This is a genomic window from Blastococcus sp. SYSU DS0619 (genome assembly GCF_054051035.1).
On sequence record NZ_JBJHAM010000015.1, the window covers coordinates 75,963 to 90,085 of the forward strand.

Consider the following 14,123-nt stretch of genomic DNA (forward strand, 5'->3'; position numbering starts at 1 on the left):
CGACCTGGTGGAGACCCTGTTGCGGCGGCTTCCGGGGCCCTCGCCCGCGAGTACACCTTCGTCCGTAGGCCCGTTCCACCGGGCGCGGGCCCCGACGATGGAGGTCATCGTGACCAGGTTCCGACTCAGCTCCCTGGCGGTCCTCGCCGGCGTGCTCGCGCTGCTGGTCGGCGTGCTCACCCCGGCGTCGGCCGCGGGAGCGACCGCTGCGCCGTACTGCGGGCTGGTGTGGGGCTCGCTTCCGGAGAACGGCGCCGCAGCCACCCCCGGCCTGACCGTGACCGACGTGCGCGCCGGCCGGCACGCCTGCTTCGACCGCCTGGTCGTCGACCTGCGCGGTCCCGCGGCGGCGGCCGGCTACTCGGTGCGCTACGTCGACGCGGTGCACCGGGAGGGCTCGGGCGACGTCGTCCCGCTGGCGGGCGGCGCGGCGCTGCGGATCGTCGTCCACGCCCCGGCGTACGACGCGTACGGGCGGGCCACCTACCTGCCGCCCAGCCCCGGCGAGGTCGTCGACGTCGACGGCTTCCGCACCCTCCAGCAGGTCGCGTGGGCCGGCTCCTTCGAGGGCCGCACCACCCTGGGGGTCGGCACCCGCGCCCGGCTGCCGTTCCGCACCTTCACCCTGCTCGGCACCCCCGGGGACGACGACGCGGTGCGCCTGGTGATCGACGTCGCCCACCGCTGGTGACCGCTCCGCACCCGACGGGGGCTGCACACCGGGCCGGCTCCGGTGTGCAGCTCCCGCCGTCGTCTCAGCCCCGGTGCAGCACCTCCACCACGACCCGGTTCGGGCTCTGCAGCCGGTAGACGCGGAACGGTCGCTCGGCCGCGATGCCGAGGAACGACACCAGCTGCCCCTCGAACACCGGGTCCAGCACGACCTCGCGCACGGCCGGCCCGACGGCGGGCAGCCGACCGGGCCCCGCGTACGGGGCGATCCCGGTGTCCCCGGGAAGCCCCACCCCGGTGACCACGAGCTGGAGGACCGCCTCCCCCGCCACGGTCACCGCGGCACCGCTCCCCGCCGAGCGCGCCTCGGGCACGTAGCGGGCGTCCCAGCCGGGCAGCCCCGCGCCGTCCACCTCGAGGACGACCCGGTCGAACCCCTCGTGCCGGCCGACCCGGACGTCGGTCACCGTCACCGCCGCCCCCGGCGACGCCGCGGCCGTGTCCGGCCGGGTGTCGGCGACGAAGGGCGGCGGCACGGTGGGCGACGGCCGCGGCGCGGTGGTGGGCTGCGGCACGGGGGTGGCCGGCGCCGTCGTGGCGGCGGACGGCGACGACGGGTCCGGCGACGGGGTCGGCGCCGGAGGAGTGAGGAACTCGGCGTAGTCGGCCGGCAGCAGCGGCGCGTCCGTGAGCGCACCGGAGGGCAGCGGTGCCTCCACCGGCTCTCCCCCGCTGGTCAGCAGGACCGCCGCGACCCCCGGCAGGCTGGTCGCGGTGAGCACGATCTGCGCCACGGCCCGGCGGCTGGCGGACAGCGGCGCGGTGCCGGAGAGGTCGATCGTCGCCGTGGCCGCGTCGATGCCGGTCACCGACAGCGTCGTCCCCGAGGGCAGGGCCGTGGACAGCTGCTCCCGCTGCTCCTCCTCGGTCGGGCCGGCGGACAGCGCGGACAGCAGCTCGCCCAGCCGCTCCTCGGGGGTCCCCGCGCCGGTCTCGCGGGCTCGGGGGACGAGCGCCTCGTCGCCGCCGACGAAGTAGGCCCAGCCGGTCTGACCGACTACCGACGACGGCACGGCCGACGGCGCCGGCGTCGGCGCGGCGAGCCCGTACGGGACGTCGCCCGGCGCGATCGTCGACGGGCCCTCGCCGGTCGGGACCCCGCACGACGCCGTCACCGCGAGGACGGCGCCCAGCGCGCCGGCGGCGCGCAGCCGGTGGCGGCTCACGTCGGCGCCGCCGGCAGCGAGAGGACGAACCGGGCGCCGCCGCCCGGGCTCGCGGCGCACCACGCCGCGCCGCCGTGCTGCGCGGTGGTCTCGGCCACGATGGCCAGGCCCAGCCCCGCGCCGGGCACCGATCGGCGCGCCGAGCCGGGCGCCCGGGCGAAGCGCTCGAAGATCCGTTCCCGGTCCAGCGGGGCCACGCCGGGACCGGCGTCGTCCACCGTGACGAGCACCGCGCCGTCGCCGCGCCGGACCTCCACGCACTCCGGCCCGCCGCCGTAGCGGTCGGCGTTGTCCAGGAGGTTGCGCACCGCCCGCTCCAGCCGCGACTTGTCCCCGAGCACGGTGGTCTCCTGCTCGGGAGCGGCCGCCAGCAGGCCGTCGGGCCGGCCGGTCCGTGCCAGCACCTCGCGGACCAGCGCCGTCATGGACACCGGGACGGCGTCGGGCACGTGGCCCGCGCCGTCGAACCAGGCGAGCTCCAGCAGGTCGTCCAGGGTGACGCGCAGCCGCGCGACCTCCCCCTCCACCAGGGCCAGGGCCTGCTGAGCCCGCGGCGGGAGCTCGTGGCGCCGGGTGGCCAGCACCTCGACGCTCGTGGTCAGGCTGGTGAGCGGGCTGCGCAGCTCGTGGCTGACGTCCCCGACGAAGCGGGCGTCGCGGGTGATCCGTGCGGCGAGGGCGTCGACCATGCTGTTAAAGGCGGCCACGATGCCGACGAGGTCGGGGTCGTCGGTGGCCGGGAGCCGGGTGGACAGCTCGCCGCCGGCGATCCGGGTGGCCGCGCCGGCGACCTGCTCCAGCGGGGAGACGGCGCGCCGGCTGGCCCACGCCCCGAAGCCGGCGCCCGCCAGGGTCGCCACGGCCGCGCCGGCACCGAGCACCACGGCCAGCGTGCGCAGCAGCGTCTCCAGGTCGTCGAGCGGTGCCACCTCGTAGAACTCGATCCCCGCGCTGACCACGGGAACGGCGACGACGAGCCGCGGGCCGTCCGCCGTCTCGACCCGCACCGCGCCCGCCGCGCCGGTGCCCACCACCTCCTGCACGGCCGCCGGCACGTCCCGCCGTCCGATCTCCAGGCTCGAGGAGTACCAGTCGTCCCCGCTCCGGACGACGACCTCCGCGTCGCCGAACGGGACGAGCTCGCCCAGCACCCGGCCGACGTCGTCCCCGGCGCCGGACAGCCGGTTGCGCAGGACGTCGGCGTCGGCGAACGCCTGCTGGGTGAGCGCCTGCTCGCGCTGCTCCACGACGAAGCTGCGGGCCAGCAGCCAGGTGGTGATCACGAGCACGGCCGAGACCAGGAGGGTGCTGGCCGCGAAGCCCAGCACGATGCGGCGCCGCAGCCCCCGCCGCCCCGGGATCCTGCTCACCGGCGGCTCACTGCGGGTCCAGGCGGTAGCCCAGCCCCCGGACGGTGACCACCAGCCGAGGGCTGCTCGGATCCCGCTCGACCTTCGTCCGCAGCCGCCGCACGTGCACGTCGACGATCCGCTCGTCCCCGAAGAAGCCGTGCTCCCACACCCGCTCGAGCAGCGCCTGCCGGCTGAAGACCCGCCCCGGAGCACCCGCCAGCTCGCACAGCACCCGGTACTCCGTCAGCGTCAGCGGGACCAGCTGCTCCCCGCGGTAGACGGTGCCGCTGGCCTCGCGCAGGACCAGCGGCGCGCGGGGGTCGTGGTCGAGGACCACGCCGGCCTGACCGCCGGCCTGCCCGGCGGTCTGGTGGTGTCCCGGTGCCTGCGCGGTCCGGCGGCGCAGGGCGCGCAGCCGCGCGGTGATCTCCTTGATCTGGAAGGGCTTGGTCACGTAGTCGTCGGCGCCCGCCTCGAGCGCCTCGACGATGTCCTGCGTGTCGGCGCGGGCGCTGACCACGACGACGGGCAGGTCGTGGGCGCGGCGCACCTCGCGGATGACGGTGAAGCCGTCCATCGAGCCGAGCATCAGGTCGACGATCATCATGTCGGGCGCGGCGATGCCCACCATGCGGACGGCGTCCTCCCCGGAGGCGGCCTCGGCGACGTCGTACCCCTCGTCCTCCAGCGCCCACCGCAACGCGGTCCGGATGGAGTCGTCGTCCTCGACGACCAGGATCCGCAACGACACGCGGACATGCTGCCACCGCCGGGCCCCCGCCCCGAGCGCGCCGGCTCCCGTCATCCGATCGCAATGGAACGACACGGAGGATCGCAAAGTCGGGTCGCGAGGCTGGGGGAGACCGTGCGGATGCCGACCGCCGAGGAGACCCCCGTGCGCCCTGCCGACCGCGACCGCGTGGACCCCGGCGCGTCCGGGGCCGGGTCGGACGAGGTCGTCGTGCGGCTCACCGAGGACATGCTCGCCGACGGGGTGGCCGACATCCGCTGGGCGCTCCACGATGCACTGGTCACAGGTGCGCGGCGGGTGGTCGTCGACCTCCGGGACGTGGAGCACCTGTCGAGCCCGGCGGCGGCCAGCCTGCTCACCGCGCACCGGGCGTGCCGCGCCCGCGGCGGCAGCGTGGTCGTCCGCGGGGCCAACCGGCGAACCGTCGGCCTGCTGCGCCGCACCGGCCTGTGGCGGGTGCTGGGGCTCGAGGACCTCGGCCGCTCCGCCTGACCGGCCTTTCCGCGGGAACCCACGCCCGCCCTTCCGCGGAGCCGCTGGGGGAGCGGCGCGGCAACGCCGCTCCTAGGCTCGCCGGGTGCCCACCGCGCTGCTCTGGTTCCGCCGGGATCTGCGGCTGGGCGACCACCCCGCACTGCTCGCCGCCCGCGATGCGGCGGGCCCGGACGGCGACGTCCTGCCCGTGTTCGTCTTCGACGACCGGCTGTGGGGGCCGTCCGGCGAGCCCCGGCGTCGCTTCCTCCTCGACTGCCTGGCCGCGCTGGACGGCGACCTCGACGGCGCCCTGGTGCTGCGCTCCGGCGACCCGGCGCAGGTCCTGCCCGCGCTGGCGCAGGAGGTGGGTGCGACGTCGGTGCACGTCAGCGCCGACGCCGGTCCGTACGGCCGCCGCCGGGACGACGCCGTGGAGCGGTCGCTGGGTGACGTCCCGTTCGTGCGCACCGGCTCCCCGTACGCGGTGACGCCCGGCCGGGTCACCAAGGCCGACGGGACGCCGTTCCGCGTCTACTCCCCCTTCGCCCGGGCCTGGCGCGAGCACGGCTGGCGCGCGCCGGCGTCGTCCCCGGACGGCGTCCGGTGGCGCACCGGCGTCCGCTCGGAGGAGCCGCCTGCCGCGCCGGACCTCTACGGGGTCGTCCTCCCGCCCGCCGGCGAGCAGGCGGCGCGCGCCGCCTGGGCCCGCTTCCGGGACGACCGGCTGCTGGGCTACGCCGACGGGCGCAACGTGCCCGGCGGCGACGGGACCAGCCGGCTGTCGGCGTACCTGAAGTACGGCTGCATCCACCCCCGCACGCTGCTGGCCGACCTCGCCGCGGCCGGGCAGAGCGAGTCGGTGCGCCGCTACGCCGACGAGCTGGCCTGGCGGGACTTCTACGCCGACGTCCTCTGGCACCGGCCGGAGTCGGCCCGGGAGTACCTCAAGCCCGAACTGCAGGCGATGAGCTACGACGACGGCCCGCACGCCGACGAGCTGGTGCGCGCCTGGCAGACCGGCCGCACCGGCTTCCCGATCGTCGACGCCGGCATGCGCCAGCTGCTGGGCGAGGCCTACGTGCACAACCGGGTGCGAATGATCGTCGCCTCGTTCCTGGTCAAGGACCTGCACCAGGAGTGGACGCTCGGCGCCCGGTACTTCATGGAGCACCTGGTCGACGGGGACCTGGCCAGCAACAACCACGGCTGGCAGTGGGTCGCCGGTACCGGCACCGACGCCTCGCCGTACTACCGGGTGTTCAACCCGATCACCCAGGGCAAGAAGTTCGACCCCGACGGCACCTACGTGAAGCGCTGGGTGCCCGAGCTGCGCGACCTGGACCCGAAGCACGTGCACGAGCCGTGGACGGCGCCCGGCGGGCTCCCGGCCGGCTATCCGGAGCCGGTCGTCGACCACGCGCACGAGCGCCAGGTGGCGCTGGACCGCTACGCCCGCGTCCGCGGCCGCTGAGCCCGGTCGGCCGGTTCAGCCGACGAGCAGCGTCACCGGGTCCCGCCGGACGACGGTGCGGACGACCAGGGCGACCGCCACGGCCGAGGCCGCGGCGACGGCGGCGACCATGACCGGGGCCGGGCCGCCGTCGACCGCGACGGCCAGCACGCCCCACACCACGGCGAGCGCGAAGGGCCCGGCGGCCGCGCGGGCGGTGAGCACCAGCGCGCAGGCGACCAGGGCGACCGCGATCAGGGCGCCGACCGCCCAGATCTGGGCGGTGGTGCCCGATGCCGGGGCGCCGAGGGCGACCCCTGCCTGGCCGGCGTTGACCGTCGCGGCCACCGTGACCCAGCCCAGCAGCAGGCCGGCGACGGCGGCCGGCAGCACCCGGCCCAGGCCCTCGACCGGGAGGTCCTGCAGCCGCGCCCAGGCGACCGCGGTGGCCGCCACGATGCAGAACAGCAGCACGAGCGGGAACAGCGGCACCGAAACCCCGATCAGGGGGAACGCGATCTCCCACGCCGCGTTCCCGGCGAAGGCGGCGGCCAGCGGCCAGCCGGTGCGCCGGTGCAGCTCCCGCCCGCGCTGCGACGGCAGCGCCTGGTAGACCGCCCACGCCAGCGCGCCGGCGAAGATGACGCCCCAGATGGTGAAGGCGTAGCCGGCCGGGGTGATCAGCGAGCCGGTCTCGTCGCTGACCGCGCCGACGCTGCGCCCGGCGAGCGCGCTGCCCAGGGGGCTGCCGGCCACCTGCGCGACGGCGGCGGCGAGCACCGCCGCGGCCCGGATCCCGTCCTGTCCTGCTCCGCTCGAGGTCATGCCGCGGGTGTGCCCGGGCCACCCGACGGCGAACCGGTCAGCCGCGCAGCCGGGGGGCGGCGGCGGCCGGGTCACCGGCCGTGCCCGGAGCAGCGGCGAGGGCCCGCGCCCACGCCACCAGCCCGGCGACGTCGACCCCGTGCGGCGGGGCGGCCGCGTACCCGGCGACGTTCCCCGCGCCCCGGTCCAGCAGCGTGGCCGCTCCCCGCGCGTTGCCGCGGGCGGCATGGGTCAGCCCGACGGCGAGCTGCGCCAGGCCCCGCCACAGCTGCCGCTCCTCCTCGGGCGCGGACTTCCAGGCGTCCTCGAGCACCTCGTGCGCGTGGAACGGGCGGCCCGCGTCCAGCAGCTCCTGGGCCTCGGCGAGCGCCACCTCCGGCGGCCGGACGACGCCCTCGGGGGCGCGCCCCTCGCCCACGGCGCCGTGGGGCAGCGGACGCCCGAGGGCATCCCGCGGCCGCGCATTGCGGGCCCGGCCCTCGTCGTCCCGGTCACGGTCGGCCACGACGCCATCCTGCCCGCCCACGGTGGACGCGCGACGGCCGACCGTGCGGTTGCATGACATTCGTCGGACGGCCCGTGCATCCAGGACGGCGGGGGGCACGGAAGAGGGGGTGTCGCACCTCCTGCTACGAGAGGAAAGACCATGAACACCACCACCCGCACGATCGGCCGCACCGCCGGTGTCCTCACCGCCGCCGGCGCCATGGCCCTGGTGGCCACCCCGGCCCTGGCCGACAGCCACACGGCGACCGTCTCGGTCCTCCACGGCATCCCGGAGACCCCGGTCGACGTCTACGCCAACGGTGAGGAGCTCATCTCCGACTTCCAGCCGGGCACCCTGACCGACCCGCTGACGCTGCCCGGCGGCGAGTACGACCTGACCGTGTACCCGGCCGGCGCCGACCCGGAGTCCGCCGAGGTCGCGGTCAGCCTCGACGACGTGGAGATCCCCGCCGGTGCCAACGCCACCGTGGTGGCCCACCTGACCGAGGGCGGCGACCCGGAGCTCACCCCCTTCGTGAACGACACATCCGCTGTCCCCGCGGGCGAGGGGCGAGTCACCGTGCGGCACGTGGCCGCCGCACCCGCGGTCGACGTCCGGGCCGGCGGCCAGGTCGTCATCGACGGGGTGACCAACCCGAACGAGGAGTCGCTGACCGTCCCGGCCGGGACCGTGTCCGCCGACGTGGTGCTCGCCGGCACCGACACCGTGGCGATCGGCCCGGCCGACCTGTCGGTGGCCGAGGGCGCGAACACGATCGTCTACGCCTGGGGTTCCGGTGACGCCGGCTACGAGCTCGCCACCCAGACGGTGACCGGTGCGGCCTCCGCCCCGAGCGGCGTCCCCGGTGGCACGGCCGGTCTCGCCGAGGAGTCGGGCCTGCCGCTGCCGGTCGGTGCCGCCGTCGTGGCCGGTCTCGCGCTGGCGGGTGCGGGCGCTGTCCGCATGGCCCGCGCCTCGCGCTGACCGCCAGAGGACCGAGGAACTGACCGTGCGACCCGCCGCCGCCTCCGTCGGTCTGGGCCTGGCCCTGGCCGTCGGCGCGCCGATCGCCTGGGCCGTGGCCCAGCCGGAGGCGACGGCTGGCGCACCGCTCGACCAGGCGCTGGAGCGTCCCGGCATCGTCGCCGAGGCGCCGCCCCCGTCGACCGAGGCGCCGTCCTCGTCCGTCCAGGTGCCACCCGCGACCGCGGCGGCGCCGTCCAGCACCAGGTCCCTGCCACCGGTGACCGTCCGCGACGCGTCACCGGTGGTGGTGCCCGCCGCCCCCGCCCCCGTCCGTCTCCACCTGCCCGCTCGCGGTATCAGTGCACCGATCGACCCGGTCGGCGTCGCCGGGGACGGCCAGATGGAACTGCCGGAGGACGTGGACCGGGTGGGCTGGTACCGCTTCGGCCCGGAGCCCGGCACGGACGGCAACGCCGTGCTCGCCGGGCACGTGGACGACCGGGAGCAGGGCATCGGCGCCCTCTTCCCGGTGCGCGACGCCGAGCCCGGCGACGAGCTCACCGTCACCGACGCGGCCGGGGAGACCACCCGCTGGCGCGTCGTGTCCCGCGAGCTCGTGCAGAAGCAGGTGCTGCCGCTCGAGGAGATCTTCGCCCGCACGGGGCCGCCCCGGCTGGTCGTCATCACCTGCGGCGGTCCGTTCCTGCCCGAGTTCCGCAGTTACCGCGACAACGTCGTCGTGGTCGCCGAGCCGGTGGTGGACGCCGCGCGGTGACCGGGCTGCTCACCCGGCCGGTGGGCGACCTCGGTAGCGTCCCCGACGTGACCTCCGATCCGGTGCCGACGCCTCCGGGTGCCGCGGACCCGGAGGACGCCGAGGTGGGCCGCCGCTTCGCCGCCGGTGACGAGCAGGCGCTGGTGCTGGCCTACGAGCGGTGGGCCGGCCAGGTGCACGGGATGGCGGTGCGCGCCTTCGGCTCCGGGCCGGACGCCGAGGACGTCACCCAGCAGACCTTCATCTCCGCCTGGACCGGGCGCGCCCGCTACCGGCCGGACCAGGCACCCCTCCCGGCCTGGCTGACCGGCGTCTGCCGGCACAAGATCGCCGACACCTGGGCGCGCCGCGACCGGATGCGCCGCGAGGCCGAGGCCGCCGTCTCCGAGGCAGGGGCCACACCTGCCCGCGGGACGACGCCGGCGGTCGACACCGTTGTGGCCGACAGGATGCTGGTGCTCGAGGAGCTGGACCGTCTGGGGCAGCCGCAGCGCGGGATCATCGAGCTCGCCTTCTTCGCCGACCTCACCCACGCCCAGATCGCCGAGCGCACCGGAATTCCGCTGGGCACGGTGAAATCCCATATCCGCCGCACGCTCGAACGCCTGAGAAGCCGATTGGAGGTGGACGGTGACGCACTGCCAGCCTGAGCAGCTCGCCCTGGCCGCCCTGCGCGAGCCATTGCCCGACGACGACGCCGCCCACCTGGCGTCGTGCGAGGACTGCCGGTCCGAGGTCCGTTCCCTGCAGCGGGCCGTCGACGCGGTCGCAGTACCCGAGTTCGCCGCGTCCGTCGCCCCCGTGGCGCCGCCGGCCTCGGTGTGGGCGGGCATCGCCGCGGCCACCGGGGTGTCCCCTGCCCCGCGGTCGGAGGCGTCCGCCGCCACGGCACCGGCCCCGCCGGTCGCGGTCGCCCGGCCTGCGCCGGTCGCCGCTCCGCCCGAGGACCCCCCTGCGGGCGCCCAGGTGCTGCCGTTCCGCTCCCGCCGTCCCCGGGTGCTGCTGATGGCCGCGGCCGGCCTCGTCGGCGCCGTCGTGGGCGCCGGTGCGGTGGCCGTGCTGGACCGCACCGACGACGTCGAGCCGCTCGCCGCGGTGGCGCTCGACCAGCTCGCCGATGCGCCGGCGTCGGGCCGTGCGGAGGTCGTGGTCCGCGACGACGGCTCCCGCGCCCTGCAGGTGGACCTCGAGGCCCCGGACCTGGACGGCGAGTACTACGAGATCTGGCTGATCGAACCGGATGTCGTCGAGATGGTCCCGCTCGGCGTGCTGCGCCCGGGGAACCAGACGTTCGAGCTGCCGGCGGGGCTCGACCTCGCCGCGTACCCGATCGTCGACGTCTCGGTGGAGCCGCTCGACGGCGATCCGGCGCACTCGGGCGTCTCGGTGGCCCGGGGCCAGCTGGAGAGCTGACCGGTGCCTGGCGTGTGGACATGACGCCCGACGCGCTGCCTTCGGACGACCTCGGCGCCTCCTGGCGCGCGGTCCGCCCGCGTCCGCCGGGCCGGCACCTGGACAGCGCCGCGTCCAGCCGGCAGAGCCACCGGGCGCTGGAGGCCGCGGCGCACCACGCCCGGCACGAGGCGGAGCTCGGCGGCTACGTCGCCGAGGCGACCGCCGACGACCTGCTGCAGCAGGGCCGCTCGGTGCTGGGCGGCCTGGTCGGCATGGCGGCCGCCGACGTCGCCTTCGTGGAGTCCGCACAGGCGGCGCTGGTCGCCCTGCTCTCCGGCTGGCGGCTGCCCGCGGGTTCGCGGGTGGCCTGCCTGCCCGGCGAGTACGCCCCCAATGTGGCGCAGCTGCGGGCGGCGGGGCTGCAGCCGGAGCCGCTGCCGGTCGACGGCCTGGGCCGGGCCGCCGTCGACGGCGTGGCCCGGCTGCTGGCCGTCGATCCCCCGCGGTTCGTCCACCTGACGCACATCGGGAGCCACCGCGGCCTCCTGCAGCCCGCCCGCGAGATCGCCACCCTCTGCCGCGAGGCCGGTGTCCCGCTGGTCCTCGACGCCGCGCAGTCCCTCGGGCACGTGGACGTCGACCTGGGCGCCGACGTCGTCTACGGCACTTCCCGCAAGTGGCTGGCCGGCCCCCGGGGGGTCGGGATGCTCATCGCGCGCCCGGCGATCGCGGCGCAGCTGGTCCCCGTGCTGCCGGAGCCCGCGGACGTGCCGCCGATGCGGGCCTTCGAGTCGGGGGAGGCGCACGTCGCGGGCCGGGTCGGGCTGGTCGTCGCGGTCGGGGAGCACCTCGCCGCGGGCCCCGACCGGGTGCGCGACCGGCTGGCCGCGCTCGGCCGGGCCACGCGGGAGCTGCTGGACGGCGTGGCCGGCTGGCGCGCCGTCGAACCGGCAGGGGAGCCGACCGCGACGACGACCCTGCGCCCGCCGGACGGCGTCGACGTCGTCGCGACCCGCACCCGGCTGCTGACCGAGCACGGGATCGTGCTCAGCGCGATCGGTCCGGAGCGGGCGCCGGGCGAGATGACCGGGCCGGTGCTGCGGGTCTCCCCGCACCTGGACGCGACGGTGGAGGACCTCGAGGCGCTCGCCGCGGCTCTCTGACCGGGCGGCAGGTCCCCACCCGTCCGGGAACGCCTCTTGCGCTGCGTGCGCGGCCACCTCTACGGTTCATTACATGAGTAATGAACCCAGGGAGCTCATCGGCCCTGGAGCGGCCCGGTCCGCCCCGTGAACGAGGACGGTGGACCGATCTTCCGGCAGGTCGCGGACCTGATCGAGAACGCGATCGTCGACGGCTCCCTCGACGAGGAGAGCCAGGCGCCCTCGTCCAACGAGCTGGCCGCCTTCCACCGGATCAATCCCGCGACCGCCGCCAAGGGGCTCAACCAGCTGGTGGCCGACGGGGTCCTCTACAAGAGACGAGGAGTCGGGATGTTCGTCGCCACGGGCGCCCGCGACCAACTGCTCAAGCGGCGGCGCAGCGAGTTCGCCGACCTCTACGTCCGTCCGCTCCTGGCCGAAGCGCAGAAGCTCGGCATCTCCGCGCGGGAGCTCACCACCATGATCGACCGCTGGGAGGACCCCCGATGACCGCCGTCGCCACCATCCGGAACGTCACGATGCGCTACCGCGACCACACCGCGCTCGACGACGTCACCACCGCTTTCGCGGAGCACGCCATCACCGGTCTGCTGGGCCGGAACGGCGCCGGCAAGACCACGCTGATGCAGGTGCTCACCGGCCAGCGGGTGCCCACCAGCGGGCACGCCGAGGTCTTCGGTGGACGGCCCTACGAGAACGACGAGGTGCTGGGCCGCATCTGCTTCATCAAGGAGGGGCAGCGCTACCCCGACCACTTCCGGGTCCGCGACGCCCTGGACTCGGCGGCCATGGTCTTCCCCGGCTGGGACGACGCCCTGGCCCGCTCGCTGGTCGACGCCTTCGAGCTCCCCGCCAAGCGCCCGATCAAGAAGCTCTCGCGAGGCATGAACTCCGCCGTCGGCATCATCATCGGGCTGGCCTCGCGCGCGCCGCTCACCCTCTTCGACGAGCCCTACCTCGGGCTCGACGCCGTCGCCCGGCACCTCTTCTACGACCGGCTGCTCGCCGACTACGCCGAGCATCCGCGCACCGTCGTCCTCTCCACGCACCTCATCGAGGAGATCGCCGACCTGCTCGAGCACGTGGTGCTCATCGACCACGGCCGGCTGCTCGTCGACGCCGACGCCGAGACGCTGCGGGCCAGCGCCGTCACCGTGACCGGGCCGCAGGAGCGCGTCGCCGCCTTCGCGGCCCGCCACGAGCTCCTGCAGCAGGAGTCGCTCGCCGGCTACAGCCGGGCCGTCGTCCGCCTCCTCGGCGACGCCGACGGCGACGACGCCGCGGCGGCCGACCTCGCCTGGGAGCCCACTCCGCTCCAGACGCTCGTCGTCGCCCTCAGCCTGCGTTCCGTCTCCCCCGCGACCGCTCCCACGGGCCTCCAGGAGGTCTCCCGATGAACCGCATCCTCAGTGCCGCGCGCCTGCACGTGGTGCACCCGCTGGTCATCCTCGGCGTCCCCTGGGTGGTCGTGGGGATCAGCTTCGCCATCAACGTGGCCCTGTGGGGCAGCGTCGGGATCGGCGAGGACGACCCCGGCGCCACCACCTGGGGTGTCGTGGCTCTGTACGCGGCGGTGGCGTTCATCTTCGGCCAGGCGGTGACCCAGCTGCTGCCCTTCGCGATGGGCGTGAGCCTCAGCCGCCGCGCCTTCTTCCTGGGGACGGCGCTCGTGGCGGCGGTGCAGGCGGTGGGCTACGGGCTCGCCGTGGCCACCCTGACCCGGATCGAGCGGGCGACGGACGGCTGGGGCGTCGCGCTCTCCTACTGGGCGCCCGGGCCGCTGTACGTGGAGAGCTTCTGGCTGCAGGTCCTGGTGTCGGGGACGCCGATGCTCGCGTTCATGGCGATCGGCGTGGGTGTCGGCATCGTGCAGAAGCGCTGGGGGCTCAACGGCATCTGGGGGCTCATCATCGGCCTCACCGCGGTGATCGGCGGACTCATCGTGCTGATCAGCTGGCGGCGCGGATGGGACGACCTCGGGTCGTGGCTCGGGGACCGGGACATCGCCACGCTGGCCGTCGGTCTCCCTCTCGCCGTGGCCGCGGTCCTGGGCGTGCTCGCCTTCGGTGGGATCCGTCGCGTCGTTCCCTGACCCGCGCTCCTGGCACCCGGGCCCCTGTTCCGCCACGTGACGGAACAGGGGCCTTGCCGTGCCCGATGCCATGCCCGCAGAGACCGCGGTCCTGCGCCGCCGGTCGGCATGTTCGCCGCGACCCCGACCGACCGCACACCTCTCCCGGAGGCGAGGCCGCACCCGCCGGCTATGGCGTCGATGCACGCCGTTCTCCTCGGCTGTCGTGCTTTCCGCGGTGGAGCCTCGTGAGGGTGGCCGGCCCGGCGGCCCGGCGGTGGCGTTTTACGGCGGGAAGCGTCGCGGGGGCGGGGCCGGCCACCGCGGCGGTCGAGGCGGGTGCGGGCATGACGAAGGGGCCCCAGCACGAATGCTGGGGCCCCTTCGGGAATGGTTGTCCGGCGGCGTCCTACTCTCCCACCCCGTCTCCAGGGCAGTACCATCGGCGCTGAAAGGCTTAGCTTCCGGGTTCGGAATGTGACCGGGCGTTTCCCTCTCGCCATGGCCGCCGTAACT

At 75.8% G+C, this 14,123-nt stretch carries 16 protein-coding genes and 1 rRNA gene; 11 read left to right on the forward strand and 6 right to left on the reverse strand.

The features are described from left to right. Window positions 1–109 precede the first annotated feature (109 nt). On the forward strand, window positions 110–691 hold the full coding sequence (locus ACI79T_RS15750; RefSeq protein ID WP_456611022.1) for an AMIN-like domain-containing (lipo)protein: 582 nt from the start codon (window positions 110–112) through the stop codon (window positions 689–691). Window positions 692–755: 64 nt separating this feature from the next. On the opposite strand, the gene ACI79T_RS15755 is transcribed toward ACI79T_RS15750, so the two are convergent. From ACI79T_RS15755 to ACI79T_RS15765, 3 genes are read right to left on the reverse strand one after another with little or no spacing between them, the layout of a single operon-like run. Next, entirely contained in the window at window positions 756–1,898 is a 1,143-nt protein-coding gene (locus ACI79T_RS15755; RefSeq protein ID WP_456611023.1) for a GerMN domain-containing protein, read from the reverse strand. Beyond that, window positions 1,895–3,268: a sensor histidine kinase gene (locus ACI79T_RS15760; protein ID WP_456611024.1), complete on the reverse strand. Its 1,374-nt coding sequence runs from the start codon at window positions 3,266–3,268 to the stop codon at window positions 1,895–1,897. Before ACI79T_RS15760 ends, ACI79T_RS15755 begins: the two co-directional genes overlap by 4 nt. A gap of 7 nt (window positions 3,269–3,275) precedes the next feature. Next, the gene (locus ACI79T_RS15765) at window positions 3,276–4,001 is read right to left on the reverse strand and encodes a response regulator (RefSeq protein WP_456611025.1); all 726 of its coding nucleotides are present in this window, start codon (window positions 3,999–4,001) and stop codon (window positions 3,276–3,278) included. Between the two features lie 120 nt (window positions 4,002–4,121). On the opposite strand from ACI79T_RS15765, the gene ACI79T_RS15770 reads away from it, so the two are divergent. Beyond that, a complete protein-coding gene (locus ACI79T_RS15770) occupies window positions 4,122–4,493 on the forward strand; it encodes an STAS domain-containing protein (RefSeq protein ID WP_456611026.1) in 372 nt (123 codons plus the stop codon). 85 nt (window positions 4,494–4,578) lie between these two features. After that, window positions 4,579–5,946, forward strand: a complete 1,368-nt coding sequence (locus tag ACI79T_RS15775) for a cryptochrome/photolyase family protein (protein WP_456611027.1) — start codon at window positions 4,579–4,581, stop codon at window positions 5,944–5,946. Between the two features lie 15 nt (window positions 5,947–5,961). Here ACI79T_RS15775 and ACI79T_RS15780 read toward each other — a convergent pair whose 3' ends face one another. Then, on the reverse strand, window positions 5,962–6,750 hold the full coding sequence (locus tag ACI79T_RS15780) for a hypothetical protein (protein ID WP_456611028.1): 789 nt from the start codon (window positions 6,748–6,750) through the stop codon (window positions 5,962–5,964). Window positions 6,751–6,787: 37 nt separating this feature from the next. After that, the gene (locus ACI79T_RS15785) at window positions 6,788–7,255 is read right to left on the reverse strand and encodes a DUF309 domain-containing protein (RefSeq protein WP_456611029.1); all 468 of its coding nucleotides are present in this window, start codon (window positions 7,253–7,255) and stop codon (window positions 6,788–6,790) included. 141 nt (window positions 7,256–7,396) lie between these two features. Between ACI79T_RS15785 and ACI79T_RS15790 the strand changes: the two genes are divergently transcribed. The 8 genes from ACI79T_RS15790 (at window position 7,397) to ACI79T_RS15825 (ending at window position 13,628) form a co-directional block, all read left to right on the forward strand. Further along, window positions 7,397–8,221, forward strand: coding sequence for a DUF4397 domain-containing protein (locus ACI79T_RS15790; protein WP_456611030.1), 825 nt, complete (start codon window positions 7,397–7,399; stop codon window positions 8,219–8,221). Between the two features lie 25 nt (window positions 8,222–8,246). Further along, window positions 8,247–8,978: a class F sortase gene (locus ACI79T_RS15795; protein ID WP_456611031.1), complete on the forward strand. Its 732-nt coding sequence runs from the start codon at window positions 8,247–8,249 to the stop codon at window positions 8,976–8,978. A gap of 47 nt (window positions 8,979–9,025) precedes the next feature. Further along, complete coding sequence (locus ACI79T_RS15800; protein ID WP_456611032.1) at window positions 9,026–9,628, forward strand: RNA polymerase sigma factor; 603 nt, start codon at window positions 9,026–9,028, stop codon at window positions 9,626–9,628. Continuing rightward, entirely contained in the window at window positions 9,609–10,391 is a 783-nt protein-coding gene (locus ACI79T_RS15805; RefSeq protein WP_456611033.1) for an anti-sigma factor domain-containing protein, read from the forward strand. The genes ACI79T_RS15800 and ACI79T_RS15805 overlap by 20 nt, the downstream gene beginning before the upstream one ends. Window positions 10,392–10,411: 20 nt before the next feature. Then, window positions 10,412–11,536: an ergothioneine biosynthesis PLP-dependent enzyme EgtE gene (gene egtE / locus ACI79T_RS15810; protein WP_456611034.1), complete on the forward strand. Its 1,125-nt coding sequence runs from the start codon at window positions 10,412–10,414 to the stop codon at window positions 11,534–11,536. Between the two features lie 126 nt (window positions 11,537–11,662). Continuing rightward, on the forward strand, window positions 11,663–12,025 hold the full coding sequence (locus tag ACI79T_RS15815) for a GntR family transcriptional regulator (RefSeq protein WP_456611035.1): 363 nt from the start codon (window positions 11,663–11,665) through the stop codon (window positions 12,023–12,025). Continuing rightward, window positions 12,022–12,933 (forward strand): ABC transporter ATP-binding protein, encoded by a 912-nt coding sequence (locus ACI79T_RS15820; protein WP_456611036.1) that lies wholly within the window; start codon window positions 12,022–12,024, stop codon window positions 12,931–12,933. Before ACI79T_RS15815 ends, ACI79T_RS15820 begins: the two co-directional genes overlap by 4 nt. Beyond that, the gene (locus ACI79T_RS15825) at window positions 12,930–13,628 is read left to right on the forward strand and encodes a hypothetical protein (RefSeq protein ID WP_456611037.1); all 699 of its coding nucleotides are present in this window, start codon (window positions 12,930–12,932) and stop codon (window positions 13,626–13,628) included. The genes ACI79T_RS15820 and ACI79T_RS15825 overlap by 4 nt, the downstream gene beginning before the upstream one ends. Window positions 13,629–14,003: 375 nt before the next feature. Here the strand turns inward: ACI79T_RS15825 and rrf are convergent. Beyond that, window positions 14,004–14,120 (reverse strand): 5S ribosomal RNA (rrf, locus tag ACI79T_RS15830). Between the last annotated feature and the right edge of the window lie 3 nt (window positions 14,121–14,123).

What these genes read in the sequence shown, in the direction of transcription:
- ACI79T_RS15790 (WP_456611030.1), top strand. Translation starts at nt 7,397, where the DNA reads ATGAACACCACCACCCGCACGATCGGCCGCACCGCCGGTGTCCTCACC.
- ACI79T_RS15780 (WP_456611028.1), bottom strand. Translation starts at nt 6,750, where the DNA reads ATGACCTCGAGCGGAGCAGGACAGGACGGGATCCGGGCCGCGGCGGTG.
- ACI79T_RS15820 (WP_456611036.1), top strand. Translation starts at nt 12,022, where the DNA reads ATGACCGCCGTCGCCACCATCCGGAACGTCACGATGCGCTACCGCGAC.
- egtE (WP_456611034.1), top strand. Translation starts at nt 10,412, where the DNA reads ATGACGCCCGACGCGCTGCCTTCGGACGACCTCGGCGCCTCCTGGCGC.
- ACI79T_RS15825 (WP_456611037.1), top strand. Translation starts at nt 12,930, where the DNA reads ATGAACCGCATCCTCAGTGCCGCGCGCCTGCACGTGGTGCACCCGCTG.
- ACI79T_RS15770 (WP_456611026.1), top strand. Translation starts at nt 4,122, where the DNA reads ATGCCGACCGCCGAGGAGACCCCCGTGCGCCCTGCCGACCGCGACCGC.